The 25,000-nt window shown below is 65.9% G+C and carries 25 protein-coding genes and 1 other annotated feature; of the genes, 19 read left to right on the forward strand and 6 right to left on the reverse strand.

What is annotated here, in order from left to right; all coding sequences use genetic code 11:
- Positions 1 to 4 precede the first annotated feature (4 nt).
- The 8 genes from G342_RS0117525 to G342_RS0117560 all read left to right on the forward strand — a co-directional run bounded on the left by G342_RS0117525 (position 5) and on the right by G342_RS0117560 (position 7,907).
- Entirely contained in the window at positions 5 to 1,120 is a 1,116-nt protein-coding gene (locus G342_RS0117525; RefSeq protein ID WP_018184474.1) for an ABC transporter ATP-binding protein, read from the forward strand.
- A gap of 98 nt (positions 1,121 to 1,218) precedes the next feature.
- The gene (locus G342_RS0117530; protein ID WP_018184475.1) at positions 1,219 to 1,440 is read left to right on the forward strand and encodes a twin-arginine translocase TatA/TatE family subunit; all 222 of its coding nucleotides are present in this window, start codon (positions 1,219 to 1,221) and stop codon (positions 1,438 to 1,440) included.
- Between the two features lie 77 nt (positions 1,441 to 1,517).
- The gene (tatB, locus tag G342_RS0117535; RefSeq protein WP_018184476.1) at positions 1,518 to 2,141 is read left to right on the forward strand and encodes a Sec-independent protein translocase protein TatB; all 624 of its coding nucleotides are present in this window, start codon (positions 1,518 to 1,520) and stop codon (positions 2,139 to 2,141) included.
- Positions 2,138 to 2,950: a twin-arginine translocase subunit TatC gene (gene tatC / locus G342_RS0117540; protein WP_018184477.1), complete on the forward strand. Its 813-nt coding sequence runs from the start codon at positions 2,138 to 2,140 to the stop codon at positions 2,948 to 2,950. Before tatB ends, tatC begins: the two co-directional genes overlap by 4 nt.
- A 188-nt stretch (positions 2,951 to 3,138) precedes the next feature.
- On the forward strand, positions 3,139 to 4,452 hold the full coding sequence (gene serS / locus G342_RS0117545; RefSeq protein ID WP_018184478.1) for a serine--tRNA ligase: 1,314 nt from the start codon (positions 3,139 to 3,141) through the stop codon (positions 4,450 to 4,452).
- Positions 4,453 to 4,532: 80 nt separating this feature from the next.
- Positions 4,533 to 5,291 carry a 5'/3'-nucleotidase SurE gene (gene surE, locus G342_RS0117550; protein WP_018184479.1) on the forward strand — a complete coding sequence of 253 codons (759 nt, stop codon included), beginning with the start codon at positions 4,533 to 4,535 and terminating at the stop codon, positions 5,289 to 5,291.
- Positions 5,292 to 5,457: 166 nt separating this feature from the next.
- A complete protein-coding gene (locus tag G342_RS0117555; RefSeq protein ID WP_018184480.1) occupies positions 5,458 to 6,150 on the forward strand; it encodes a protein-L-isoaspartate(D-aspartate) O-methyltransferase in 693 nt (230 codons plus the stop codon).
- 413 nt (positions 6,151 to 6,563) lie between these two features.
- A complete protein-coding gene (locus G342_RS0117560; RefSeq protein ID WP_198010818.1) occupies positions 6,564 to 7,907 on the forward strand; it encodes a peptidoglycan DD-metalloendopeptidase family protein in 1,344 nt (447 codons plus the stop codon).
- Positions 7,908 to 7,976: 69 nt separating this feature from the next.
- Here G342_RS0117560 and G342_RS0117565 read toward each other — a convergent pair whose 3' ends face one another.
- Entirely contained in the window at positions 7,977 to 8,861 is an 885-nt protein-coding gene (locus tag G342_RS0117565; protein ID WP_018184482.1) for an ATP-binding protein, read from the reverse strand.
- 328 nt (positions 8,862 to 9,189) lie between these two features.
- Here G342_RS0117565 and yajC point away from each other — a divergent pair, with 328 nt between their 5' ends.
- The 5 genes from yajC (at position 9,190) to G342_RS0117590 (ending at position 13,407) form a co-directional block, all read left to right on the forward strand.
- A complete protein-coding gene (yajC, locus tag G342_RS0117570) occupies positions 9,190 to 9,528 on the forward strand; it encodes a preprotein translocase subunit YajC (protein ID WP_018184483.1) in 339 nt (112 codons plus the stop codon).
- Between the two features lie 64 nt (positions 9,529 to 9,592).
- Positions 9,593 to 11,194, forward strand: coding sequence for a protein translocase subunit SecD (secD, locus tag G342_RS0117575; RefSeq protein ID WP_018184484.1), 1,602 nt, complete (start codon positions 9,593 to 9,595; stop codon positions 11,192 to 11,194).
- Positions 11,195 to 11,209: 15 nt separating this feature from the next.
- On the forward strand, positions 11,210 to 12,148 hold the full coding sequence (gene secF / locus G342_RS0117580; protein ID WP_018184485.1) for a protein translocase subunit SecF: 939 nt from the start codon (positions 11,210 to 11,212) through the stop codon (positions 12,146 to 12,148).
- 5 nt (positions 12,149 to 12,153) lie between these two features.
- Positions 12,154 to 12,552: an Mth938-like domain-containing protein gene (locus G342_RS0117585; RefSeq protein WP_018184486.1), complete on the forward strand. Its 399-nt coding sequence runs from the start codon at positions 12,154 to 12,156 to the stop codon at positions 12,550 to 12,552.
- 12 nt (positions 12,553 to 12,564) lie between these two features.
- Positions 12,565 to 13,407, forward strand: a complete 843-nt coding sequence (locus G342_RS0117590) for a phytoene/squalene synthase family protein (RefSeq protein WP_018184487.1) — start codon at positions 12,565 to 12,567, stop codon at positions 13,405 to 13,407.
- A gap of 164 nt (positions 13,408 to 13,571) precedes the next feature.
- Here the strand turns inward: G342_RS0117590 and G342_RS0117595 are convergent, their stop codons facing one another.
- From G342_RS0117595 to G342_RS25750, 3 genes are all read right to left on the reverse strand, one after another.
- On the reverse strand, positions 13,572 to 15,326 hold the full coding sequence (locus tag G342_RS0117595; protein ID WP_018184488.1) for a B12-binding domain-containing radical SAM protein: 1,755 nt from the start codon (positions 15,324 to 15,326) through the stop codon (positions 13,572 to 13,574).
- 158 nt (positions 15,327 to 15,484) lie between these two features.
- Positions 15,485 to 16,894 carry a methylenetetrahydrofolate--tRNA-(uracil(54)-C(5))-methyltransferase (FADH(2)-oxidizing) TrmFO gene (gene trmFO, locus G342_RS0117600; protein ID WP_026304564.1) on the reverse strand — a complete coding sequence of 470 codons (1,410 nt, stop codon included), beginning with the start codon at positions 16,892 to 16,894 and terminating at the stop codon, positions 15,485 to 15,487.
- Positions 16,895 to 17,091: 197 nt separating this feature from the next.
- A complete protein-coding gene (locus tag G342_RS25750; protein ID WP_083931279.1) occupies positions 17,092 to 17,238 on the reverse strand; it encodes a DUF1127 domain-containing protein in 147 nt (48 codons plus the stop codon).
- 277 nt (positions 17,239 to 17,515) lie between these two features.
- Between G342_RS25750 and G342_RS0117610 the strand changes: the two genes are divergently transcribed.
- A complete protein-coding gene (locus tag G342_RS0117610) occupies positions 17,516 to 18,100 on the forward strand; it encodes a hypothetical protein (protein WP_018184491.1) in 585 nt (194 codons plus the stop codon).
- 48 nt (positions 18,101 to 18,148) lie between these two features.
- Here the strand turns inward: G342_RS0117610 and G342_RS24535 are convergent, their stop codons facing one another.
- A complete protein-coding gene (locus tag G342_RS24535) occupies positions 18,149 to 18,895 on the reverse strand; it encodes a DUF2189 domain-containing protein (protein ID WP_018184492.1) in 747 nt (248 codons plus the stop codon).
- Positions 18,896 to 19,208: 313 nt separating this feature from the next.
- Here G342_RS24535 and G342_RS0117620 point away from each other — a divergent pair, with 313 nt between their 5' ends.
- The 3 genes from G342_RS0117620 (at position 19,209) to G342_RS0117630 (ending at position 21,836) form a co-directional block, all read left to right on the forward strand.
- Positions 19,209 to 20,591, forward strand: a complete 1,383-nt coding sequence (locus G342_RS0117620; protein WP_018184493.1) for an NfeD family protein — start codon at positions 19,209 to 19,211, stop codon at positions 20,589 to 20,591.
- Positions 20,588 to 21,352, forward strand: coding sequence for a slipin family protein (locus tag G342_RS0117625; RefSeq protein ID WP_018184494.1), 765 nt, complete (start codon positions 20,588 to 20,590; stop codon positions 21,350 to 21,352). Before G342_RS0117620 ends, G342_RS0117625 begins: the two co-directional genes overlap by 4 nt.
- A gap of 79 nt (positions 21,353 to 21,431) precedes the next feature.
- Complete coding sequence (locus tag G342_RS0117630; protein ID WP_018184495.1) at positions 21,432 to 21,836, forward strand: VOC family protein; 405 nt, start codon at positions 21,432 to 21,434, stop codon at positions 21,834 to 21,836.
- An 81-nt stretch (positions 21,837 to 21,917) separates the two neighbouring features.
- Here G342_RS0117630 and G342_RS0117635 read toward each other — a convergent pair whose 3' ends face one another.
- The gene (locus G342_RS0117635) at positions 21,918 to 22,709 is read right to left on the reverse strand and encodes a VOC family protein (RefSeq protein ID WP_018184496.1); all 792 of its coding nucleotides are present in this window, start codon (positions 22,707 to 22,709) and stop codon (positions 21,918 to 21,920) included.
- Positions 22,710 to 22,895: 186 nt separating this feature from the next.
- Positions 22,896 to 22,951 (forward strand) — a sequence feature (sul1 is cis-regulatory element that is thought to sense ions involved in sulfur or methionine metabolism; They are found in Alphaproteobacteria).
- 76 nt (positions 22,952 to 23,027) lie between these two features.
- Between G342_RS0117635 and G342_RS0117640 the strand changes: the two genes are divergently transcribed.
- Both G342_RS0117640 and G342_RS0117645 read left to right on the forward strand, forming a co-directional pair.
- Positions 23,028 to 24,509 carry a SulP family inorganic anion transporter gene (locus tag G342_RS0117640; protein WP_018184497.1) on the forward strand — a complete coding sequence of 494 codons (1,482 nt, stop codon included), beginning with the start codon at positions 23,028 to 23,030 and terminating at the stop codon, positions 24,507 to 24,509.
- A gap of 133 nt (positions 24,510 to 24,642) precedes the next feature.
- The gene (locus G342_RS0117645; RefSeq protein ID WP_156830994.1) at positions 24,643 to 24,975 is read left to right on the forward strand and encodes a hypothetical protein; all 333 of its coding nucleotides are present in this window, start codon (positions 24,643 to 24,645) and stop codon (positions 24,973 to 24,975) included.
- The last annotated feature ends 25 nt before the right edge of the window (positions 24,976 to 25,000 follow it).

Below are 25,000 nucleotides of genomic sequence, written 5' to 3' on the forward strand. Positions count from 1 at the left end.
AGGCATGAGCGCAAGCACCCAATCGATTGAACGCACCGCCTGGGGCCGTCGCGGCACGGCCGGGGTCACCATCGCCGCCCGCCTGGGCTTCGATGACGTCACGCATCATTACGGCAATGCGCCGTCGCTGCGCGGCATCAAGCTCGACGTCGAACCGGGGGAGGTGGTCTGTCTTCTCGGTCGCTCGGGCTGTGGCAAGACGACGCTGCTGCGCGTCACGGCGGGCCTCGAACGGCCCTCGTCGGGGCGCATCACCGTCAATGGCCGCGAGATGGCCGGTCCGGCCGTATTCGTGCCGCCTGAAAAGCGCGGCGTCGGCCTGATGTTCCAGGACTATGCCCTGTTTCCGCACATGACGATCCTGAAGAACGTCATTTACGGCCTTGATGATCTGCCGCGCGCCGAGGCGGAGCGGCAAGGTCGGCTGGCGCTCGCCCGCGTCGGCCTCGACGGCTATGCCTCGGCCCATCCGCATGCTCTTTCGGGCGGTGAGCAGCAGCGCGTGGCACTCGCCCGCGCCATCGCGCCGCGTCCGTCCATGCTGCTGATGGACGAGCCGTTCTCCGGCCTCGACAAGCGCCTGCGCGACCATGTCCGCGAAGAGACGATGGCGATCATCCGCGAGACGCGGGCGACCTGCATCATCGTCACCCACGATCCCGAGGAAGCGATGCGGATGGGCGACCGTATCGCGCTGATGCGACACGGCAAGCTGCTCCAGGTCGGCACCGCTCGCTACCTCTACGAGAAGCCGGTGGACCTCTATGCCGCCCGCTTCTTCTCCGAGCTGAACGAGTTCGAGGCCGTCGCGCAGAGTGGCCGGGTCGAGACGCCGATCGGCGTGTTCGGCGCGCATGGCCACGCCGATGGCGCGGCGCTTTCGGTCGGCATCCGGCCGCAGGGCGTGGGCTTCACGATCGCCGGCGACGGCGTGCCGGGGCGCATCGTCGGCCACCAGTTCCTGGGCGAGGTGGATCTGCTCAGCGTCGTCATCGACGGCGTCGATCGTCCGATCCGGGTGCGGACGCGCGACAATAGCGAGCCCTTTGTCGTCGGCAGCACGGTCTGGCTGACGGTCGATCCGCGCGAGGTTCTGGTGTTTGCTAAACAGGCCGAATAACCCTACATGCCGGTCAGATGGTTGGTTGCGGCCGCAGGGTGTCTCTGCGATAGTCTCGCACCAAACGCGTTAGGCGTGATTTTTGTGGAGATGAGTTGATGGGTTCTTTCAGCATCTGGCACTGGCTGATCGTGCTGGTGATCGTCCTCCTGCTCTTCGGCAAGGGGAAGATTTCGGATGTGATGGGCGACATGGCGAAGGGCGTTAAGAGCTTCAAGAAGGGGCTTGCCGACGACGATACCGCCGAAAAGCCGACGATCGACCACAAGCCTTCCGATGTCGTCTCGTCGAACACCGACGAGAAGACCCGCGCCAGCTAAGGCCTGAACAAGGGCCGCGAAGCTGCCGGATTCGCGCCCATGCGCGAATTCCAGGTTAGGCCGATCGGTGTGAGATAATGCTGGATATCGGCTGGAGCGAATTGCTCGTCATCGCAGTGGTGGCGATTGTCGTGGTTGGTCCCAAGGATCTGCCACCGATGATGCGCGCGCTGGGACGCTCCCTCTCCAAGATGCGGAAGATGGCGGGCGAATTTCAGGGTCAGTTCAACGAGGCCCTGAAGGAAGCGGAACTCGACGACGTCAAGAAGTCGTTCGACGAGCTGCGCGGCCTGAACCCGATGAACGACATCAAGAACAGCCTGAACCCGCTGTCCGGGCCCGTCGCCAAGCCGGCGCCCGCGCCGGTGCCGCCGTCGGCCGACCAGCCGGCGCAGCTGATGACCGCCAGTGACGTCGTGCCCACTCCGGCGCCCGCCGCGGCGGAGCCGGTCGTCGCGGCCGAGGCAAAGCCTCCCCGCGCCAAGAAGAAGCCTGCCACGGCCCAGGCTGGCGACGCGCCGGCGACAAAGCCGCGGGCATCCCGGGCCAAGACGGTCAACGGGGAAGCCACTGCCAGCACGGGCGACGCGCCGGTTCGCCGGGCGCGCAAGCCGAAGCCGGCGGCCGACACTGCCGTCGCTTCGACGCCGGCCGCTGTCGAGCCCTCCGTCGCCAGTGTGACTGAAGAGCCCAAGACATGAGCGACAAACCGACGGCCGAAGACGAGATCGAAGCGAGCCGCATGCCGCTGATGGACCATCTGATCGAGCTGCGCTCGCGGCTGATCAAGACGCTGGTCGCGGTTCTCGTCGCCTTCCTGGTCTGCTTCTATTTCGCCGGCACGATCTACAACATCCTCGTGCTGCCCTACGAGTGGGCGGTGGGTCCGGCCCAGGACGTGAAGCTGATCTACACGGCGCCGCAGGAGTATTTCCTGACGCAGATGAAGCTGGCGCTCTACGGCGCGGTGTTCATCGCCTTCCCGGTCATCGCGATGCAGATCTACAAATTCGCGGCGCCGGGGCTCTACAAGCACGAGAAGCAGGCCTTCGTGCCTTACCTGATCGCGACGCCGGTGCTGTTTATCATCGGCGCGGGTCTGGTCTATTTCCTCGTCCTGCCGATGGCGCTGCACTTCTTCCTGTCGTTCCAGCAGACGGGCGGCGAGGGCAAGGCGCAGATCGAGGCGTTGTTCAAGGTCAACGAGTATCTCGGCCTGATCATGACGCTGACGCTCGCCTTCGGCATCGTGTTCCAGCTGCCGGTGGTGCTGACGCTGCTGGGTCGGGCCGGCATCGTGTCGAGCCAGATGCTCAAGGACAAGCGCCGCTATGCGATCGTCATCGCTTTCGTCGTCGCGGCCGTTCTGACGCCGCCGGACGTCATCAGCCAGATCTCGCTGGCGATCCCCGCCATGCTTCTCTACGAGATCTCGATCTTTTCCGTGCGGATGGTCGAGCGCAAGCGCGCGGAAGCGGCTGCCGACGACGAAGAGGAAGAGGCGGCCTAAGGTCGACCTGTTTCTCCGGCTCCGATTGGAAGGCCGCGTCTCGCAGAGGCGTGGCCTTCTTCGTTTTCGGGCGCGGCCTCGCCGCTCGCGGGTTGATCCGCCGGCCCAGTCACACTATCCGTCATCCGGCGACACGCTTCGCTCCGCTGCGGCCGGGATGACGGCCGCCTTCTCTTCGAGGCTCGATCATGCTCGACATCAAATGGATCCGCGAAAACCCCGACGCGCTCGACCGTGCGCTCGCCAGTCGTGGGGCCGAGCCGATCTCGTCGAAGCTGATCGCGCTGGACGAGGCGCGCCGCGCCCACATCGTCCAGGTCCAGGCCGCCCAGGAACGCCGCAATGCCGCCTCGAAGGAGATCGGCAAGGCCAAGGCCGCCAAGGACGAGGAAACGGCCCAGCGCCTGATGGCGGAAGTGTCGACGATCAAGGAATTCCTGGCGCATGCCGAGGACGAGGAGCGCCGGCTCAACAAGGAGCTGGACGACGCGCTCGCCGTCATCCCGAACCTGCCGCTCGAGGATGTTCCCGTCGGCAAGGACGAGGCCGACAACGTCCTCTATTTCGGTCGCAACCAAACGGAGGAGCAGGCGGCCGCGGCGCGTCCGAAGAAGCGCGTCCATGCCTTTGCCGCGAAAGAGCATTTCGAGATCGGCGAGGCCATGGGCCTGATGGATTTCGAGGCGGCGGCGAAGCTTTCGGGCAGCCGCTTCGTCGTGCTCAAGGGCCAGCTGGCCCGGATGGAGCGCGCCATCGGCCAGTTCATGCTCGACCTGCACACCAACGAGAACGGCTATACCGAGGTGCAGCCGCCGCTTCTGGTCAAGGACGATCCGCTCTATGGCACGGCGCAGCTGCCGAAATTCGCCGAGGATCTGTTCAAGGCGGGCGAGCAGCATTGGCTGATCCCGACTGCCGAGGTGCCGCTGACCAATCTGGTGCGCGAGAGTATCCTCGACGAAAAGGAGCTGCCGCTCCGCTTCACGGCGCTGACGCCCTGCTTCCGCTCGGAAGCGGGTTCGGCCGGCCGCGACACGCGCGGCATGCTGCGCCAGCACCAGTTCAACAAGGTCGAGCTCGTCTCGATCACTACGCCCGAGACGTCGATCGACGAGCATGAGCGCATGCTCGGCTGCGCCGAGGAAGTGCTGAAGCGGCTCGACCTGCATTACCGCGTCATGACGCTCTGCACCGGCGACATGGGCTTCGGTTCGCGCAAGACCTACGACATCGAGGTCTGGCTGCCGGGGCAGAACACCTATCGCGAGATCTCGTCCGTCTCCGTCTGCGACGATTTCCAGGCACGGCGCATGAATGCGCGCTATCGCCAGGGCGCCGAGAAGGGCACCCGCTTCGTCCACACGCTGAACGGTTCGGGCACGGCGGTCGGCCGCGCGCTGATCGCCGTCATCGAGAACTACCAGAACGAGGACGGCTCCATCACGGTGCCGGCGGCGCTGAAGCCCTATATGGGCGGGCTCGACAAGGTGGGGGCGGCATAACCGCTCCAGCCGGGCATCCTCCCGACCCATCGGCTTCCTCTCGACCGACACTCAGACGAATAGCGAAGGCTGACCCAGACATGCGCATCCTGATCACCAATGACGACGGCATCCACGCGCCCGGCCTTGCGGTGCTGGAGCGCATCGCGCGGACGCTTTCCGACGATGTCTGGGTCGTCGCGCCCGAGACCGACCAGTCGGGCCTCGCCCATTCGCTGACGCTGAACGATCCGCTGCGCCTGCGCCAGGTCTCCGAGCAGACCTATGCGGTTCGGGGCACGCCGACGGATTGCGTGATCATGGCAGTGCGCAAGGTGCTGGACCGTGCGCCCGATCTCGTCCTGTCCGGCGTCAATTCCGGCCAGAACGCCGCCGACGATGTCACCTATTCCGGCACCGTCGCCGGCGCCATCGAGGGGACGCTGCTCGGCATCCCGTCGATCGCGCTCAGCCAGGCCTATGACTTCACCGACGGCCGCCGGGTCATTCCGTGGGAAACCGTCGAGGCGCATGCGCCGCGCATCCTGAAGAAGCTGATCGCGCATGGCTGCCCGCGCGGCGTGCTCTACAATCTGAACTTCCCGAACCGGGCGCCCGGCCTGGTTGCCGGCGTCGAGGTCACCTCGCAGGGCGTCGTCACGCACGGCCTGACGGTCGACGAGCGCAATGACGGCCGCGGCAATCCGTATTTCTGGCTGAAGCATCAGCGCATCGCCGAGGAACACGCGGCCGGCACCGATGTCGACGCGATCCGTCGCGGCGTCATCTCCGTCACGCCGCTTCGGCTCGACATGACGGCCTATGACCAGGCGCATGAGCTTAGGGCCCTGTTCGACTGAGCGGCGCTTTCCTGCCGGCAGAGGGCCGGGATCGCGCGCGGAATGGCGTGCGATCGGCCCGATGTCGCGATTTGGAACGAAATTGCAGAACGCGCCGCGTGCACTAAGACGGCGTTTACCACCTTTGCCGCATGATTATCGTTGTGTAGGCGAGGGCGCGTAGCGTATGGCACTCGAAGCGGTTCAGTTTTACCCGACGGATTACGAGGCGTTCGACGACAGTCTTGTCCCGATCGCCGAATTCCTGCTGCGTCTTCGCCAGTTCGGCATCATGGACCGCCGCATGGTCGACGCCTTCGAGTCGATCTCGCGCGAGCCGTTCATGCCCTCCGACATCCGCCGGGCGCCGCTGTTCGCGGAGCGTCCGCAGCCGATCGATTGCGGCCAGCTCAACACGCCGCCCATCCTCGCCGCCCGCATGATCGAGGCTTTGGCGCCGACGACACGCTGTCGCGTGCTCGAGATCGGCACCGGCACGGGCTATCTGGCGGCCGTGCTCTCCCGTCTGTCCCGGCGCGTCTATACGATCGATCGCTTTCGCACGCTGGTGATGGCGGCGCAGTCGCGCTTCGAGATGCTGCGGATCGCCAACATCACCTCGGTCTTCGGCGACGGCCTGATCGGCTGGCCGGAGAAGGGGCCGTTCGACCGCATCGTCTGTTCCGCCTCGGCGCAGGCGGTGCCGCAGGCCTTCGTCGAATCGCTCAGCACGAGCGGCATACTGGTAATGCCGATCGGCCCCGATGACGGCATCCAGACCATGACCCGTTTCATCCGCGTCGACCGCCAGCTGGTGGCGACGCCGATCTGCCCGGTCCGCATGGTGCCGCTGATCCGGGGCAAGGCGGCCCGGCTCTAGGCTCTGTCCTCATCCCTCATCGAACGCTGATTCGACGCGATCTTGCTTCGCCGAATGTCGCGCGGTCTTAACCGTGTCCGGCGTGCGTGCTCCACAGCCATGTGTCCGGATGGAGGCGAGTTGGCGCGGCTTTGCGAGGGTTGCACGTGGCGCCGGCGAAATTTCAGTTCGTGCTTAAGCCTTTATAAACGTTACCAGCGTTTAGTGGCGTCATGTGTGGTGTGGCGTTGCGAGTAGGCTCGATGTGCAGAAATGTTTCCTCTTTTCGGTCTCGGACTCTCTCTCAGGTCGCGGTTGTCGCGCTTCTCGCGGGCCTGACCGCGGCGTGCAGCTCCGACGGCGGGCGCTACGGTTCCATCTTCACCGGTAGCACGGCCAATCAGAAGCAGATCATCGGCGGCGGCAACCAGCCGATGCCGGCTCCGGTTGACTACAGCTACAGCAACGACGTGGTGGCAACGCCGCCGCCGTCGCGGTCTGTCAGCCGCTCTGACCTGCCGCCCATGTTGCCGGGCGTTCAGCAGGGCTCGCAGCAGGTGGCTGCGGCTCCGTCCTATGGCACGCCCAGTTACGAAGCGCCGCGCGGCTACACGCCGCCTTCCGCCTCGAACCAGCCGGTTGCCCCGACTCAGGTCGCCTCGGCCGCCCAGCCGCCGCGTCGCGGCGGTGCCTGGTCGACCGAGGGTGGCACGGTCGTGACGCTCGGACCGGGCGAGACCCTTTCGTCGGTATCGCGTCGCTACGGTGTTCCGATCAAGGAGCTGGCGAAGGTCAACAACATCGCCAACCCGTCCCAGGTCGGCTCCGGCACCCGCCTGACCATTCCGACCTACGGCATGAGTGGCGCCGCCGTCGCGTCGGCCCAGAACGCGCCGCAGTCGGGCGACGCGACGCAGCTGGTCGCCGGTCCGGCACCGGCCGGCGAGCGCAAGCCCGTTGCTGCCGCCGAGGCGCCGCTCAATGGCCTGCACACGGTATCGCCCGGCCAGACGCTGTCGTCGATCGCCCGTCTCTATGGCGTCAGCGCCAAGCAGCTCGCGGCCGCCAACAGCCTTACCTCGGCCAATCAGCTGAAGTCCGGCCAGAAGCTCCGCATTCCGGGCAACGACCAGAATCCGCAGGCCGTGGCGCTGCGCAACGATCCGTCCCGTCGCGAGGAAAAGCCGCACGGCGAGGATCCGAACAGCAAGCCGCTCGCCGCGAACGCCCCGCAGAAGGCCGATCCGACGACGACCGCGGCGATCGCCAAGCCGGGCGCGCCGTCGGCCGGTCTGGCCGAGGCTACCGCCGTTACCAAGAACCAGCCCGTCGCCTACGAGCCGCCGTCCGAGGACAAGGCGACCGCCACCAATGCGAGCCTCGATCCGGGTTCAGCCAACGGAACCACGTTCCGCTGGCCGGTGCGCGGCCGCATCATCACCGGCTTCGGCGCTTCGGCGACCGGCGAGAAGAATGACGGCATCAATCTCGCCGTGCCGGAAGGCACGTCGATCAAGGCCGCCGAGGCCGGCACCGTGATCTATGCCGGCAACGAGCTCGAGGGTTACGGCAATCTGGTGCTCGTCCGTCACTCGGACGGCTGGGTCTCGGCCTATGCCCACAACAGCAAGATCCTGGTCAAGCGCGGCGATACGGTCCGTCGCGGCCAGATCATCTCGCAGGCGGGCTCGTCCGGCTCGGTCAACGCGCCGCAGCTGCATTTCGAGCTCCGCAGGGGCTCGAAGCCGGTCAACCCGCTGGACTACTTGCAGGGCTGACCGACTGATCCTGGCCGGTGTGATCTCGTCTCGTGAGGATCATCCGGTCACAACGCTGGTGGGGCGGCTTCAGCCTGCAAGAGCGACCCCAAGTCGCCCCGCCAGATCCTGCACATACTGCCAGGCGACGCGGCCCGACCGCGCGCCGCGCGTCGTGGACCATTCCAGCGCCTCGGCCCTGAGAACGTCCGGCGCCACATCCAGCCCGAAATGCTCGGCATAGCCGTTCACCATCGCGAGATAGTCGTCCTGGCTACATTTGTGGAAACCGAGCCACAGTCCGAAGCGATCGGACAGCGACACCTTCTCCTCGACAGCTTCACCCGGATTGATCGCCGTCGAGCGCTCGTTCTCCATCATGTCGCGCGGCAGCAGGTGGCGGCGGTTCGACGTCGCGTAGAACACGACATTCTCCGGCCGTCCCTCGACGCCGCCGTCCAGCGCTGCCTTGAGCGACTTGTAGGACGTGTCGTCATTGTCGAAGGAGAGATCGTCGCAGAACAGGATGAAGCGACGATCGAGCCCGCGCACCAGCGTCATCAGTTCCGGCAAGCTGTCGATGTCCTCGCGATGAATCTCGATCAGCTTCATCGGATGGCCGCCGGGCAGCTTGGACGGATCGCCATTGATGGTGGCGTGCGCCGCCTTGACCAGCGAGCTCTTGCCCATGCCGCGCGCGCCCCAGAGCAGCACGTTGTTGGCCGGCAGGCCGCGGGCGAAACGATCGGTGTTCTCGACCAGGATATCGCGCACGCGGTCGACGCCCTTCAGGAGCACCATCTCGACGCGGTTGACCTTTGGCACCGGCTGCAGCGTGCCAGTTGAGGCCTGCCAGACGAAGGCGTCGGCGGCGTCAGGGTCGAATTTCGGCCGCGCCGGCGGCACGGCGCGTTCGATCAGGGCGATGAGCCGGTCGAGGCGATCGGCGACGGACTTCAGGGGATCTTCTGTCACAGTGCATTTCCTCGGGCCGCACCTTACCTCACGCGTGTTGCGAGGCCTGCGGGCGGCGCCGGCAGCTGGGGGTGAAGGCGTTCGGAGGAAGGGGAAACCCTTCATCCAGCCCTCCGGAGGCTGGCTTCGCGCTTGCTGGCGCAGGTTCCGGACGACAATCGCCACTATCATGCGGGCGCGGCCATTTGCAAAGGCTTGCCGCGTGGTTATATTCCGCGCCGTTTCGCGTACCGCTGTCTCTCCCTATGTGAAGGTCGGCGCAAACCACGCGTCTTGATCCGACGGGCCATCAGCGGACCCGCCAACGCCACAGGGAGCTTCTATTTTCATGTTCATTACACCCGCCTTCGCACAGGCCGCCGGCGCTTCCGCCGGTGGAGCCGACCTGCTCATTCAGTTCGTCCCCTTCATCTTCGTCTTCGCCATCATGTGGTTCCTGATGATTCGGCCGCAGCGGCAGAAGCAGAAGGCGCACCAGGAGATGATCAAGGGCGCCCGTCGTGGTGACACGGTCGTGCTTTCGGGCGGCCTGATCGGCAAGATCAACAAGGTCGTGGACGATTCCGAGTTGCTGCTGGAAGTCGCCGAGGGCGTGCGCGTTCGCGTGTCGCGTGCTGCCATCGCCGATGTGCGCGCCAAGGGCGAGCCGGCCAAGGACGGCGAATAAGCCGCCTCACGCTCCCCTGATGAAACGGCCCGCCTAAGGGCCGAAATCGACTGGAACGGTTTCCATGCTGCACTTCACACGCTGGAAGATGATTGCGATCCTGGCTGTCGTATTGGCCGGGTTTGTCATCGCACTTCCCAATCTGTTCTCTAAGGAAACCGTCGATTCCTGGCCGAGCTGGGTGCCCAAGCGGCAGCTGGTTCTCGGCCTGGATCTCCAGGGGGGCGCCTATCTGCTCTATGAGGTCGACAAGCAGGACTATGTCCAGAAGCGCCTCCGCTCGCTTGTCGGCGACATCCGCAAGGCGATGCTGGAAGAGCCGCGCATCGGCTATTCCGGCCTCGGCGTGCAGGGGCAGGGCGTACAGTTCCGCGTCCGCGATCTCTCGCAGCTTCCCGAGGTCAAGAAGCGGCTCGATCTGCTGCTGAACCCACTCGGAACGTCGGCGCTCGGCGGTCCCGGCGTCAACGAATTCGATCTCGAGATCGGCAGCGATGGCGTCGTGAAGATGGGCTACACGCAGGCCGGTCTCGACCAGCGCGTCCGCCAGATCGTAGACCAGTCGATCGAGGTCATCGGCCGTCGTATCGACCAGCTCGGCACGGTCGAGCCGTCGATCCAGCGCCAGGGTTCCGACCGTATCCTGGTCGAGGCCCCTGGCCTTGGGGATCCGGAGCGCCTGAAGGCCCTGGTCGGCCAGACCGCCCAGCTTACCTTCCATCTCGTCGATACCGGCGTCGCGCCGGATGCCGCGACCCGCAAGCCGGGCACGCTGGTTCTCGATTCGACCGACACGCCGCCGGTTCCCTATGTCGTCGAGGAGTTGCCGCTGCTGACCGGTGAAGACCTCACCGACGCGCAGGCGACCTTCGACTCGCGCACCAACGAGCCGGTCGTTTCCTTCCGCCTTTCCAGCGCCGGCGCCCGTGTCTTCGGTGAAGTCACGCAGAAGAACGTCAACCGGCCATTCGCCATCGTCCTCGACGATCATGTGATCTCGGCACCGGTCATCCGGGAGCCCATCCTCGGTGGCTCCGGCCAGATCAGCGGCAATTTCTCGATCCAGTCCGCCAACGACCTCGCCATCCTGCTGCGCGCCGGTTCGCTGCCGGCCAAGCTGACGATCGTCGAGGAGCGGAGCATCGGCCCGGGCCTTGGCGCCGATTCGATCCGCGCCGGCAAGATCGCGGCCGTCATCGGCACGATCGCTGTCTGCGCCTTCATGGTGATGACCTACGGCTTCCTCGGCTGGCTCGCCAACATCGCCGTGATCGTCAACGTTGTCCTGATCTTCGCGGTGGTGACCTTGCTCGGGGCGACCTTGTCGCTACCCGGTATCGCCGGCGTGATCATCACCGTTGGAACGGCGGTGGATTCGAACGTTCTGATCTATGAGCGCATACGCGAGGAGTTCCGAGCGGGACGATCCGCGATCGCCTCGATTGACGCCGGCTTCCACAAGGCGCTGGGTACCATCCTCGACGCGAACGTGACGACGCTGATCGCGGCCCTCGTTCTGTTCTACCTCGGCTCGGGTCCGATCCGCGGCTTCGCCGTCACGCACGCCATCGGCGTCGCGACGACGATGTTCACGGCGTTCACCTTCACCCGCCTCATGGTCGCGATGTGGGTGCGCTGGCGCCGTCCGACCAAGATCACGCTCTGAAGCGAGGACAGAAACATGGCTTATCTTCGCATCGTTCCCGACAACACCAACATCCCGTTCATGCGGATGCGGAAGTGGACGTTCCCGCTTGCCGCGTTCCTGTCGATCATGTCGGTGGTGCTGTTCTTCACCGTTGGCCCGAACTACGGCATCGACTTCCTCGGTGGCACTGTCATCGAGATCCAGACCAAGGACGAGAAGCCGGATCTCGGCAAGCTTCGTTCGACGCTGAACGATCTCGGCCTTGGCGACGTGCAGGTGCAGACGATCGGTGCCGACAACTCGGTCCTGATCCGCATGGGCCAGCAGGCCGGCGGCGAGGAAGCCCAGCAGGCGGCGGTCGGCAAGATCCGCGCGGCGCTCGAGGGCGAGGCCGAGTTCCGCCGCATCGACATCGTCGGTCCGCGCGTCTCGGGCGAGCTCGCCTTCAATGGCGGACTCGCCATGCTCGTCACCTTCGCCGCCATCGCCGTCTATGTGTGGTTCCGGTTCGAATGGCAGTTCGCCGTCGGATCGATCATCTCGGCGGCGAACGTCGTGGTGATGACCTTCGGCTTCTATGTCGTCACGCAGCACGAGTTCAACCTGACCTCGCTCGCCGCGATCCTGACGACCATCGGCTACTCGCTGAACGACACGGTCGTGGTCTATGACCGAATTCGAGAAACGCTGCGCAAGTACAAGAAGATCCCGCTCGGCGACCTGATCGACCGCGCCATCAACGACATGCTGGGTCGTACCGTGATCACCACGGTGACCACTTTGATCGCGCTGCTGTCGCTCTATATCTTCGGCGGCGAGGTTATCCAGGCCTTCACGCTGGCCATGATCTTCGGCGTGCTGGCGGCGATCTTCTCGTCGATCTGCGTCGCCGCGCCGATCCTGATCTATTTCGGCCTGCGCCAGGACCAGATGACCAAGAAGCAGGATGCGGAGGCGGCCGGCAAGGCCTGAGCGTCATGGCGCTTTTCACGCGACCGTCGGTTTCGCTCCGGGCCCAGCATTTTCCGGGTCAGGCTCCGATCGACGTCTACGGCGAAGGGGTGTTCCGCTTCGCCGAGATGTCGCATCCGGGCTCGCTGCTCTGCCTGCCAAGCGGCATCTATGGCTGGCCGGTGGCGAGCGCTTCGGAGATCACCGAGGACTCGCTGGCGGATGTGTTCGCCGAAGCCGCCGACATCGCCGTGCTGGTCGTCGGTTGCGGCCGCGACATCGCCGTCTTCCCGAAGCCGCTGCGGGAGCGGCTGCGCGAGAGCGGCATCGCCGTCGAAGTGATGGGGACGGGCCCGGCGGTCCGAACCTACAATATCCTGCTCGCCGAGGGCCGCCCTGTCGCGGCGGCGCTCGTCGTCCTCTGATCGGTTTCAATCATGGATGTCTTCGCCCTCTGCGCCGATGAAGTGCGCGCGCACGACCGCGACCGCTTCCTCGCCGATCTGTTCGCGCCGGAAGCGAAGCGGCGCTATCTGTTCGCTCTGCATGCCTTCAATCTCGAGGTCGTCCGCGTGCGCGAGCTCGTCAGCGATCCGATGCCGGGCGAGATCCGCCTGCAATGGTGGCGCGACGTGCTGACCGGCGACGCGCGCGGCGACGTGGCCGGTCATCCGGTCGCGGCGGCGCTGCTCGAGACGATCGGCCTCAACGACCTGCCGCGCGCCGCCTTCGACAATCTGGTCGCCGCGCACATCTTCGATCTCTACAACGACCCGATGCCGAGCCTGACCGATCTCGAAGGCTATGCCGGCGAGACGGCCTCGGCGCTGATCCAGCTTGCCGCCCTGGTGCTGGCCGGTGGTCGCGATCCCGGCACGGCTGACGCGGCTGGCCATGCCGGCGTGGCGCAGGCGCTGGCCGGGCTGATGCGGGCGCTGCCCTATCACGCGCGCCGGCAGCAATTGTTCCTGCCCGCCGACATGATGGAGCGCCATGGAGTTCAGCGAGCGGACGTCTTCGCCGGCCGGACGACGCCGGAACTGCTGCGGTTGCTCGCCGATCTGCGCGCCACGGCGCGTCGGCATCTCGAGGCCGGCCGCAAGGCGCTGGCCGCCGCTGATCCGGTCGCCAGGCCGGCTTTCCTGCCGGTGGCGCTCGTCGAGCCGGTCTTGAGACTGATGGACCGGTCCGACTACAACCCGTTCACGATGGCGATCGACCCGCCGCAATGGAAGCGGCAATGGTGGCTCTGGCGCGCCGCCCGGAAGGGCACGTTCTAGGTCCGGCACTGGACGTCCGGGGCTCGGCGTCCAGTCTGCGTCCGTCGCGGGCTGACGCTGCCCCGCCGCGCCAAGCGGCCGGCCGTTCCATAATGCGGACGGATGGATCCGGGATCTCCGCTTCGCTGCGTCCGGGATGACGGCGAGCGGGTGCCGGGTTGCCCTCAGGCAGCGCCATGCGTCAGCAGGTCGATCTGGTGGGCATGGCGGACAGCGCCGCGGGCGGCCTCGTTCTGGTTGAAGATCTCCAGCGTCTCGGTCTCGTCGTCGACAACCGGCATCAGCGCCGCGTCGATATAGCTCTTCTTGTCGGGCATCGCCTCGATGCGGCGGCGCTCGCGTTCGAGCTTCAATCCCAGCCAGATCAGCTTCGCGCTCTTTGACAGCGTCTCCCAGGCATGATGCGGGTAGAAGCGCCAGGCGGGTTCGATCGGCAGGCCGGGACGGCGGTCGAGCCGGTCCTTGAAGCGGATGACCCCGCCCTGCAGCGGGTGCACATGCTCGACGTCGACGGAGGTCGAGAACCAGATCAGCAGCTTCTGGATGCTCTTGGTCCGAACGCCGGTGGCGGCGGCGCGGCGCAGGATCGTCACCATGTGCTCGGGCGAATAGAACAGCCGCCACGCCTCGCGATAGATGCCTTCCCATTCCTGCTGCGACATCTGGCTGTGGCCGGTGACGGCATGCTCCAAATCGTACTTGTTGAGGTCGGCGTCCATCGCCACGCCCTTGCGGTGCAGGGTCTGGTGGTCCTCGGAGCCGGGCAAAGGGGTCAGGAAGAAGAATTCGAGGATATCGAGCGGCAGCTCGCGCTGGATGATGCCGATGTCGCGGCGGATGCTCTCCGGCGTGTCGTTCGGGAAGCCGAGGATATAGCCGGCATAGGTAATGATACCCACGTGCTTCCAGTCGAGCAGCATTTTCCTGTATTCGGTGATCTTGTTCTGCCGCTTCTTCGCCGCCATCAGGTTGTCGGGGTTGATGTTCTCCAGCCCGATGAAGACGCGGCTGACGCCGGCGCGCTTGCACTTCGAAATGAAGTTCGGGATCTTGTGGCAGAGCGTGTCGACCTGGACCATCAGGCCGATCCACATGCCTTCCTTCTCGCGCAGCGCGATGATGCGGTCGAGGATGATCTCCCAGTCCTTGTTGCGAGCGAAATTGTCGTCGGTGATGAAGTAGTTGTGGATGCCCTGCGCCAGGTTTTCGCGGATGAGTTTCTCGATGTCGTCGGGCGAGCGGCGGCGCGACTTGCGGCCCTGGACGTTGATGATCGTGCAGAACGAGCACTGGAACGGGCAGCCGCGGCCGGCGTCGAACGAGGTGTTGCCGCCCAGCGTGCGGGTCACGTAACCGGCGGGCAGGAAGGGGGGCGGCGTGCCTTCGACGCTCGGCAGCTCCTTCATGTAATTGTAGAGCGGCTCCAGCGTCCCGGCGGCGGCATCGAGCAGCACGCGGTCGAGACGCTCCTCCGCCTCGCCGGCGAACAGGCTGACGCCGATATCGAGCGCCTGCTGCAGGTCGACATGCAGGTCTGGCAGCATGGCGAGGCAGCCCGAGACATGAAACCCGCCCATGGCGACTGCAATACGGGCCTCCCGCAGCGGCCGGGCTAGATCTAGCGCGCGCGGATACTGGTTCGACTGGACACCGACCAGCCCGACCAGGCCGAAATTGCCGTTCTGGCGGAACTCCTCGACGATCCGCTCGACCCGGACGCGGGTGTTGGTCTCGTCGATGGCGCGGATATCGAGGGTGACGTCCTCGCCGAGCACCTTGCGAGCCTCGCAATCGGAGGCGAGGCCATAGAGGCTCGCCAGCGAATTGGACGGGATCATCGAGCGATGCCAGCGGATCACATAGCCGTCGTCGTCATAATGCGACGGCTTGATCAGCATCAGAAGAAAGCGCCGCGTCATGGGCGACGCCTGGAATGCACATTGGACTGCATGTCTGGCTTCCCCGTGTCGGCGGTTCTAGCGCATGCGAATTCTCAATCTGGGCATTGATAGACAAGGGTTACTTTACGGAGTGCCGACGCGTTCGGCAATGCCGAGCGCGCCGGACGGTCCGTGGGCTATTCGGCGGCGGCGACGGAGGCCGGGCCGTTCAGCCAGGCGGCGGCATCGGCGCGGGCGCGCGCCGTCAGGGCCTTCTTCTTGGCGACGGTCTTGTCGGTGCCGCGCAGCTTGACGCCCGGCTCCTTGGGGATCTCCACCGGCGGGAACAGACCGAAATTGACGTTCATCGGCTGGAACGACCGGCTGCCGGCTTCCTCGTCGACGAGGTGGCCGCCGGTGATGTGGCCGAGCAGGGCGCCGAAAGCCGTGGTAGCGGGCGGCGGCACCGGCACTTCGCCGAGACGCTCGGCGGCGGCGAAGCGGCCGGCCAGCAGGCCGATCGCGGCGGATTCGACATAGCCTTCGCAGCCGGTGATCTGGCCGGCGAAGCGCAGCCGCGACTGGGCCTTGAGGCGCAGCAACGGGTCGAGCAGCTTCGGCGAGTTCAGGAAGGTGTTGCGGTGCAGGCCGCCGAGGCGCGCGAACTGGGCGTTCTCGAGCCCGGGGATCATGCGTAGCACGTCGGTCTGAGCGCCGTATTTCAGCTTCGTCTGGAAGCCGACCATGTTGTAGAGCGTGCCGAGCGCATTGTCCTGGCGGAGTTGGACGATGGCATGCGCCTTGACGGTCGGGTTGCGCGGATTGGTGAGGCCGACCGGCTTCATTGGGCCGAAACGAAGCGTCTCGCGGCCGCGCTCCGCCATGATCTCGATCGGCAGGCAACCGTCGAAATACGGCGTCGAGGCTTCCCAATCCTTGAAATCGGTCTTGTCGCCGGCGATCAGCGCGTCGAGGAAGGCGTTGTACTGCGCCTCGTCCATCGGGCAGTTGATGTAGTCGGCGCCGTTGCCGCCCGGCCCGACCTTGTCGTAGCGCGACTGGAACCAGGCAACGTCCATATTGATCGAGTCGAAATAGATGATCGGCGCGATGGCGTCGAAAAAGGCGAGCGAATCGGCGCCGGTCAGGTCGCGGATGGCTTCGGACAGCGCCGGCGAGGTGAGGGGGCCGGTCGAGACGATGACATTGTCCCATTCGGCCGGCGGCAGGCCGTCGATCTCGCGGCGGTCGATGGTGACGAGCGGGTGGTCTTCCAGCGCCTTGGTGACGGCCTGTGAGAAGCCGTCGCGATCGACGGCGAGCGCGCCGCCCGCAGGCACCTGGTTGCTGTCGCCCATCCGCATGATCAGCGAATTGGCCATCCGCATCTCGGCATGCAGCAGGCCGACCGCATTGGTCTCGGCGTCATCCGAACGGAAGGAGTTGGAGCAGACGAGCTCGGCCAGGCCGTCCGTCTTGTGCGCATCCGTGGCGCGGACGGGCCGCATCTCGTGCAGGACGACGGGGATGCCGCGATTGACGATCTGCCAGGCAGCTTCCGTGCCGGCCAGTCCGCCGCCGATGATGTGAATTGGATCTGTTTTCATGGCGCGGAGATTATTGCGCCGGAGCGGTTCGGACAACCGCGCAAATGCCGGTTCGGCCCGGACAAAAGGAAACGCCCGCCGGGGAGGAGGTCGGCGGGCGTCTCTTCTGATGGCGCTTCGCGAGGGAGGAGGTTCGCTAGCGCCGGATCGCAGGGAACAAGGGAGGAGGTTTGTTCCCGCGCGAATTTCGTATCGGCTTAGTAACCGGCCGACTGCTTGGCAATCTGGGTGATGTCACCGCGATTGATACCAAGGTCATTGAGCTCGCGGTTCGTCAGGCGCATCAACTCGCCATAAGTCTCGCGGTACTTGCGCCAGTTCTTGTAGGAAGCGAGGATGTTCACGGACACGGTCATATTCCTTCGGACAATCGGACATCTGGGGCAGCGGGGAAGTTCTGTTTCGGTCCCGCCGTCCTTGTTGATCCGAATATAGGAGAAGCCCGCGCAAAGGAGCACTGCGAGAATTCGCATGGCTGTCTTGCATATGATGCAGGGCAGCAATCGATTCTGATTAAATATTGCACTGCAATATTGCTCAAGCGGGCATCACTGGGCCAGTATGAAGGCCGGTTCGGGCCGCCTGCGGCCACTCACCAGCGAACCGTGCGGGGAAGATCGGATGTTGAACAGAAGCGCCCTCGGCGGCCTCGTCGCCGGGCTCATCCTTGCGCTTGCCGGTCCCGCCGCTGCCCAGGGCCTGGCTCCGGTCAAGATCCGCTACTGCCATGGCTTCGGCTGCAAGATGCGCTCGCCCGTGACGTTCTCCAGCGGCGATCTCGCCGCCCTGAAGCGGATCCTGGATGTGGGACGGGGTAGTCCGGCGGCTGAGCGCGCCGCGATCTCGCGCGCCGACCAGTGGTACGAGCGCAAGGCCGGCGCGCAGACCGGTACCTCGGGCGACGACGCCAAGGGCGAGTTCGGGCTCTACACGCCGCTGTCGCAGCTCGATTGCGTCGACGAGATGACCAATACGACGACGCTGCTCAAGCTTCTGGCCAAGCAAGGCTGGTTGCGGCACCACACGGTTGGCCCCTCCGCCAGCCGCGGCGTGCTGTTCGACGGCCGCTATCCGCACAACACCGCCACGATCGTCGAGACGGCCAGCGGCAAGCGCTGGGTGGTCGACAGCTGGGTGCGCGCCAATGGCGAGCCGCCGGATATCAAACTGCACGACATCTGGAAACAGGAAGGCCGGCGCGGTTAGCGCCGACCTTGTCTTGAAGACTGGGATCGCCGGTCAGGCCTTGCGGGGCTAGACGACGACCTTGCGATAGAGGTGCCAGGTTGCGTGGCCGAGCACCGGCAGCACGATGGCGAGCCCGAAGAACAGCGGGATCGAGCCGAGCGCCAGGCTGACGGCGACGATCAGGCCCCAGAGCGCCATCGGTCCCGGATTGGCGAGCACGGCGCGGATCGAGGTCAGGATGGCCGGCGCCAGGCCGACGTCGCGGTCGAGCAGCAGCGGGAAAGACACCACGCTGATCGTCAGCACCATCAGGGCGAACAGGAAGCCGACGCCGTTGCCGACGAGGATCAGCGCCCAGCCGGCCGGCGTCGTCAGCACGCGATGCAGGAAGTCCGGCATCGAGGCCGCCGGCGTATAGCCGAAATTGGCGACATAGATCGCTTGCGCGACGGCGATCCAGACGAAGAAGATCACCATCAGCCCGACGCCGAGCATCAGTATGGCGCCCATCGACGGGGAATGGCGCGCTTCGAGGATCTGCGGCAGCGAGACGTCGAGGCCCTGTTCCCGGCGGCGGGACAACTCGTAGAGCCCGAGGGCTGCGAATGGGCCGAGCAGGGCGAAGCCCGCCATCAGCGGAAACAGCAGCGGCAGGATGTCCGATCCGAACACCGCCCGGCCGATGAAGAGGCCGACGACGGGATAGATGACGATCAGGAAGATCGCGTGGGTTGGATAGGCCGAAAAATCGTCCCATCCCTCCTTCAGCGCGTCCTTGATGTCCTGGACGGAGATGTGTCGGACGACCGGCATGCTGGCGTCCGGCGAAGTCGACCCAGTGATGAGATGGGAATGGGCCGAAGTCTCACTGATTGGTGCGGCCATGAACGTGCTCTCCGGATCTGCCCCCCAGATAAGCGAACGCCAGTCCTGGCTCGGACATGCCTTGTGGCCCAGCCGCACCGCGACCCGTTCTGCGACAGATTAGCGCAGAAGCGGCGGCGAGGCGATGGCGATTTTAGCGTGCGGCCGGCGATTGCCGTCCGTCCGTCGCTGATAGAGTGGAAGCGGGCGTCGGGGACACCCATATGTTGTGCAGGGAGCATCCGCCGTGAAACCTGCGCGCGTGGCCCTTCTCGCAGCGTTCGCCGCTGCCATCCTCGTCCTGCTTCCGGCCGCCGCGCGGCCATCCGCCCCGGAAGCAGGCGGAGGGACGCGCGCTGCCCTACGGATCGAGATCGATGGCGCCATCGGTCCGGCGACGGCGCGCGCGGTGAAGGAAGGGCTCGAGGCCGCGGTGGCGCGGCAGGCCGAGATCGTCATCTTGCGCCTCAACACGCCGGGCGGTCTCGTCGCCAGCATGCGCGAAATCCTGGTCGATATCCTCGCCTCCCGCATTCCCGTCATCGGCTATGTCGCTCCGTCGGGCGCGCATGCCGCCAGCGCCGGCACCTATATCCTCTACGCCACCCACATCGCCGCCATGGCGCCGGGCACCAATATCGGCGCCGCGACGCCGATCGAGCTCGGGCCGCCCATTCCGGGCTTGCCCGGCGGCGGCAAGCGGGAAGAGGCGCCCAAGGAGGCGGCACCGGACGCCGGCATCGCCAAGGCGACCAATGACGCGGTCGCCCTGATCCGCAGCCTCGCCGAATTGCGCGGCCGCAATGCGGACTGGGGCGAAAAGGCGGTGCGCGAGGCGGCGAGCCTTTCCGCCAACGCCGCGCTCGAAGCCCATGCGATCGATCTGGTGGCGCGCGACGAGGCGGAACTGACCGACCGGATCGACGGCCGCACGGTCGAAGTGGCGGGCGGCGAGACGCGGACGCTCGCCACGCGTGGCATCGCGGTCGAGGCCTATGACCCGGGATGGCTGATCCGGCTGCTGTCCGTCATCACCGATCCCAACATCGCCGTCCTCTTGATGCTGGTCGGCGTCTACGGCCTGCTGTTCGAGGTCATGAGCCCCGGCCTGATCGCGCCCGGGGTCATCGGCACGATCTGCCTTTTGCTCGGCTTCTATGCGTTGAACCTGCTGCCGATCGATTATGCCGGCCTCGCCCTGATGCTGATCGGACTGACCTTCCTCGCCATCGAAATCTTCAATCCGACCGTGGTGCTGGGGCTGGGCGGGCTCGTCGCCTTCCTGCTCGGCACGGCGATGCTGCTCAGGGTCGAGGCGCCGGGCTTCACCCTGTCGTGGTCCATCGTCGGCGCTGTCGCGATACTCGTCTTCGGCCTGTCCGCCTTCACCGCGCGCGCCCTTTGGCGCATTCGCAAGCGACCTTCCCCGGTGGGCGGCGACGCCATGCTGGGCATGCCGGCCGAGGTGATCGACTGGCGGGGCGGCGAGGGCCATGTTTTCGCGCATGGCGAGCGCTGGCAGGCGCGCGGCGCCGAGGCCTTCAATCCCGGCGAAACGGTCGAGGTGTCGGCGATCGACGGCCTGAGCCTGTCGGTGCGCCGTCCGGTCGGCCACGACGCCGAACGCGATGGAGAACTGCCATGACCTTGATCTATGTGCCCTATCTGATCGTCCTGGTCCTCTTGGTCGTCTTCCTGCTGGCGGCGATCCGCGTCCTGCGCGAATACGAGCGCGGCGTCGTCTTCACGCTTGGCCGCTTCACGGGCGTCAAGGGACCGGGACTGATCGTCCTGGTGCCTTTCGCGCAGCAGATGGTGCGGGTCGATTTGCGCGTCATCGTCCACAACGTGCCGCCTCAGGACGTCATCTCGCGCGATAACGTGCCGGTGCGGGTCAATGCGGTGCTGTATTTCCGCGTCATCGATCCCGAGCGCGCCATCATCCGGGTCGAGGACTTCATGGCGGCGACCAGTCAGCTGGCGCAGACGACGCTTCGCTCGGTGCTCGGCAAGCACGAGCTCGACGAGATGCTGGTCGAGCGCGACCGCCTCAACGCCGACATCCAGTCGATCCTCGACCGGCAGACCGAACCCTGGGGCATCAAGGTCGCCAATATCGAGATCAAGGATATCGACCTGAACGACAACATGGTGCGCGCCATCGCCAAGCAGGCCGAAGCCGAGCGCCTGCGCCGGGCCAAGGTCATCAACGCCGAGGGTGAGCAGCAGGCGGCGGAGAAGCTGGTCGAGGCAGGCCGCATCCTCGCGCGCGCGCCACAGGCGATGCAGCTTCGCTATTTCGCAGCCCTGCACGACATCGCCGGCGAGCGCACGTCGACCATCGTCTTCCCGTTGCCGACCGATCTCCTCCGCCACTTCGAGGGGCTGATGCCGGCGCCGAAATGAGGGGGCACCGGGGTTGGAAAGGTATCGAGTGCATGTCGATATGCATCATTCGGAGTTTTTGCTGCAAAGGGAGAGAAGCATGATCGTCATCGACCATCTGGATCACCTGGTGCTGACAGTCGCGAGCATCGAGCGCACCTGCGAGTTCTACGATCGCGTTCTTGGAATGACGGTCGAGACCTTCGAATCGGGACGGGTTGCACTTCGCTTCGGCCGACAGAAGATCAATCTGCACAAGGTCGGGCAGGAGCTCGAGCCGAGGGCGAGGTTCCCGGTCGCGGGTTCTGCGGATCTCTGCTTCCTCGCCAGCACGCCGCTCGAGGACGTCGAGGCGCATCTTGCGCGGATGGGCATTGCGATAGAAGTCGGGCCGGTGCTTCGGACCGGCGCGATGGGCACGATCCTGTCGATCTATATCCGCGATCCCGACGGCAATCTGATCGAAATCGCCAACGCCAGCCGCGCTTCCGGCGCCGCCGGCTGAGCCGGCCGGCGGACGTCAGGGCTCCGCTGAAGCCAACCGCCTCTGTCGTGGCCGAGACGGGGGCGGTCGGCCTTGGCTGGATCAGGCTCCGGCCTGGATGCGGGCGCCGACCAGGGCGAACATGGCGCCTTGCGGGTCCTCGCACTGGATGATCCAGGCGCCGCCCGGCACCTCCATCGGGCCGTTCAGAACCTTGCCGCCGCCGCCCTCGACCCGCGTCACCGCCGCGTCGATATCGTCGACGTTGAAGTAGAACAGCCAGAATGTCGCCGGCACGGAGCGCGGCCGGTTGAACATGCCGCCGATCGGCTGCCCGTCGACCGCGAACAGCTGGTAGGTGCCCATCTCGCCCATGTCGATCGCCTCGGCCTTCTGCCAGCCGAACATCGTCCCGTAGAAGTCGAGCGCCTTTTCCCAATCGTCGGCATAGAGCTCGTGCCAGCCGGCATAGCCGGGCGTCCCCATCGCCGGCGGTTCGGGTTCCCCGCCCTGCATCGGCAGCGGCGTGAACAGCGTGAACACGGCCTTTTGCGGGTCCGAGACGACGGCGAAGCGTCCAACCTCGGGAATGTCGGCGGGCGGCACATGCACCGTACCCCCGAGGCTCCTGACCTTGGCGGCGGCGGCGTCGACATCCGCGACCGAAATGTAGCCGATCCAGCTTGGTGGCGCACCCATCTGGCGAGCCTGTTCCGGCAGGTTCATCACCCCGCTGACCGGGTTTTCACCCACCGTGAACAGCGTGTAGGCCATGTGGGGCTGCGAGGCGTCGCGCGTGCCCCATCCGACCACCGAGCCGTAATACGCCTTGGCGCTTCCGGTGTCGGTGGTCATCAACTCGTACCAGACGAAACGGCTTGCAAGATCGCTCATTCCGGCCTCCTTCCGCTGGGGAACCATGGTTCTACACGAGATATAGCGGCGACGAAATTGTACAATGGGTGGTTGTTCCGACAGCCGGCCGGTCCTCGTCCGGCCGATTCCGTATCGGCAGGACAGTGCCGTTGCCGCGATGCTGTTGCATCGGCACGCAAGCTCCGGCTAAGAGGGGAGTATTCGACTGGACCCGGTGCAAATCCGGGTGGCTCTTCCGGCCGCCGATCCGCCGGACCACGCAGATGACTTGATGGATTTCCTCACCGCCGTCCTGGCCGTGTCGATACGTGCATCTGCCGCGAAGCATTCCAACCCATGAACCTTTCCTCCACCGTCCGTCGCGACTGGTTTTCCAACATCCGTCGCGACACGCTCGCAGGCCTCGTCGTTGCGCTGGCTCTGATCCCCGAGGCGATCGGCTTCTCGGTCATCGCCGGCGTCGATCCGAAGATCGGCCTCTATGCCTCCGTGGTGATTGCCTGCGTGATCGCCTTCACCGGCGGCCGCCCGGCCATGATCTCGGCCGCCACCGCGGCGACCGCCGTTCTGATGACCGGCCTCGTGCGCGACCACGGCATCCAGTATCTCTTCGCCGCCACGATCCTGATGGGCGTCTTCCAGATCCTCGCGGCGCTGCTCAAGCTAGGACGGCTGATGCGCTTCGTGTCGCAATCGGTGATGACCGGCTTCGTCAACGCGCTGGCAATCCTGATCTTCATGGCGCAGCTGCCGGAGCTGGTGAATGTGCCGACGGCCACCTACGGGCTGATCGCGCTGGGGCTCGCCATCATCTATCTGCTGCCGCGCGTGACCCGCGCCGTGCCGTCGCCGCTGGTGGCGATCGTCGTCGTGACGGCGGTCGCGGCGGTGTTCGGCATCGATGTCCGCACCGTGGCGGATCTCGGTGAACTGCCCTCGGCGTTGCCAAGCTTCGCCTTGCCGGACGTGCCGTTCACGTTCGAGACGCTGCGCATCCTGATGCCGGTGGCGCTGACGCTGGCGGCGGTGGGGCTGCTCGAATCCCTGCTGACGGCGCAGATCCTCGACGACATGACGGATACGCCGAGCAACAAGAACCGCGAATGCGCCGGCCAGGGTATCGCCAACATGGCGTCGGCCCTGTTCGGCGGCATGGGCGGCTGCGCCATGATCGGCCAGTCGGTGATCAACGTCTCGTCCGGCGCGCGCGGCCGGCTGTCGACCCTGGTCGCCGGCGTCTTCCTGCTCGTCCTGCTGGTGGCGTTGCAGGACCTTCTGGCGGTCGTGCCTGTCGCGGCGCTGACGGCGGTGATGATCATGGTGTCGATCAACACCTTCTCCTGGCGCTCGATCGCGCGGCTCCGGAGCAATCCCTTGCCGTCGTCGGTCGTCATGCTGGCCACCGTCGGCACGGTGGTGGCCACGCACGATCTCGCCAAGGGCGTGCTGGTCGGCGTCCTGCTCTCCGGCGTCTTCTTCGCCGGCAAGGTGGCGCGCCTGAGCCGGGTGACCTCGACGCTGTCGCCGGACGGCACGACGCGCACCTACCGCGTCGAGGGCCAGGTCTTCTTCGCTTCTGCCGGCACGCTGTCGGAGGCGTTCGACCTGCAGGAAGAGCTGGAGCGCATCGTCATCGATGTGGGAGCTGCCCATTTCTGGGACATTTCGGCGATTTCCGCGCTCGACCGCGTCGTCCTGAAGGCGCGGGCCCGCGGCCGGATCGTCGAGGTCGTCGGTCTCAATGCCGCCAGCGCCACCATGGTCGAGCGCTTCGGCGAGCACGACAAGGATGGAACCGCGCCGGCATCCACCCATTGAGGCTTGGGGAGACGAGGGATAGAAGCGCCGTTCTGTCGCAATTCCGACGTGATGCTGCTAGTCTTCGCCGTCCATGTATCGTCGCGTCCGGCGTCGGCCCCCGAACGAAACGCTTTGAACAGAGAAATTTCCCATGATTCATAGAATTCCCGCAGTGATCGCAGTGCTGGCTGCTGTCGCCTTGGCTGGCTGCGTCTCGTCGCAACCGGTGCAGGTTTCGGCGCCTCCCGGCCTGTCGACCTCCGAGGCCCTGACCTGGGTTCGCCGCGACGGCCAGAGCGGCCGCGCCAATCCGGCGCTCGCCGATCAGTTCGCCGCCGACCGCGCCGCCTGCGTCCAGGCGCCGGGCGACAACGCCGCCCTGCGCGCCGCCGAGGCCTGCATGGGCCAGCGCGGTTATGCGCTGGTGCCGGCGTCGCAGGCAGCGGCCCGCGCGGCCGAATACCGCCGCATGGCCGGCTACTGATTGATCCCTTCGGGACAAGGAACGT

Source organism: Kaistia granuli DSM 23481, assembly GCF_000380505.1.
Lineage (GTDB): Bacteria > Pseudomonadota > Alphaproteobacteria > Rhizobiales > Kaistiaceae > Kaistia > Kaistia granuli.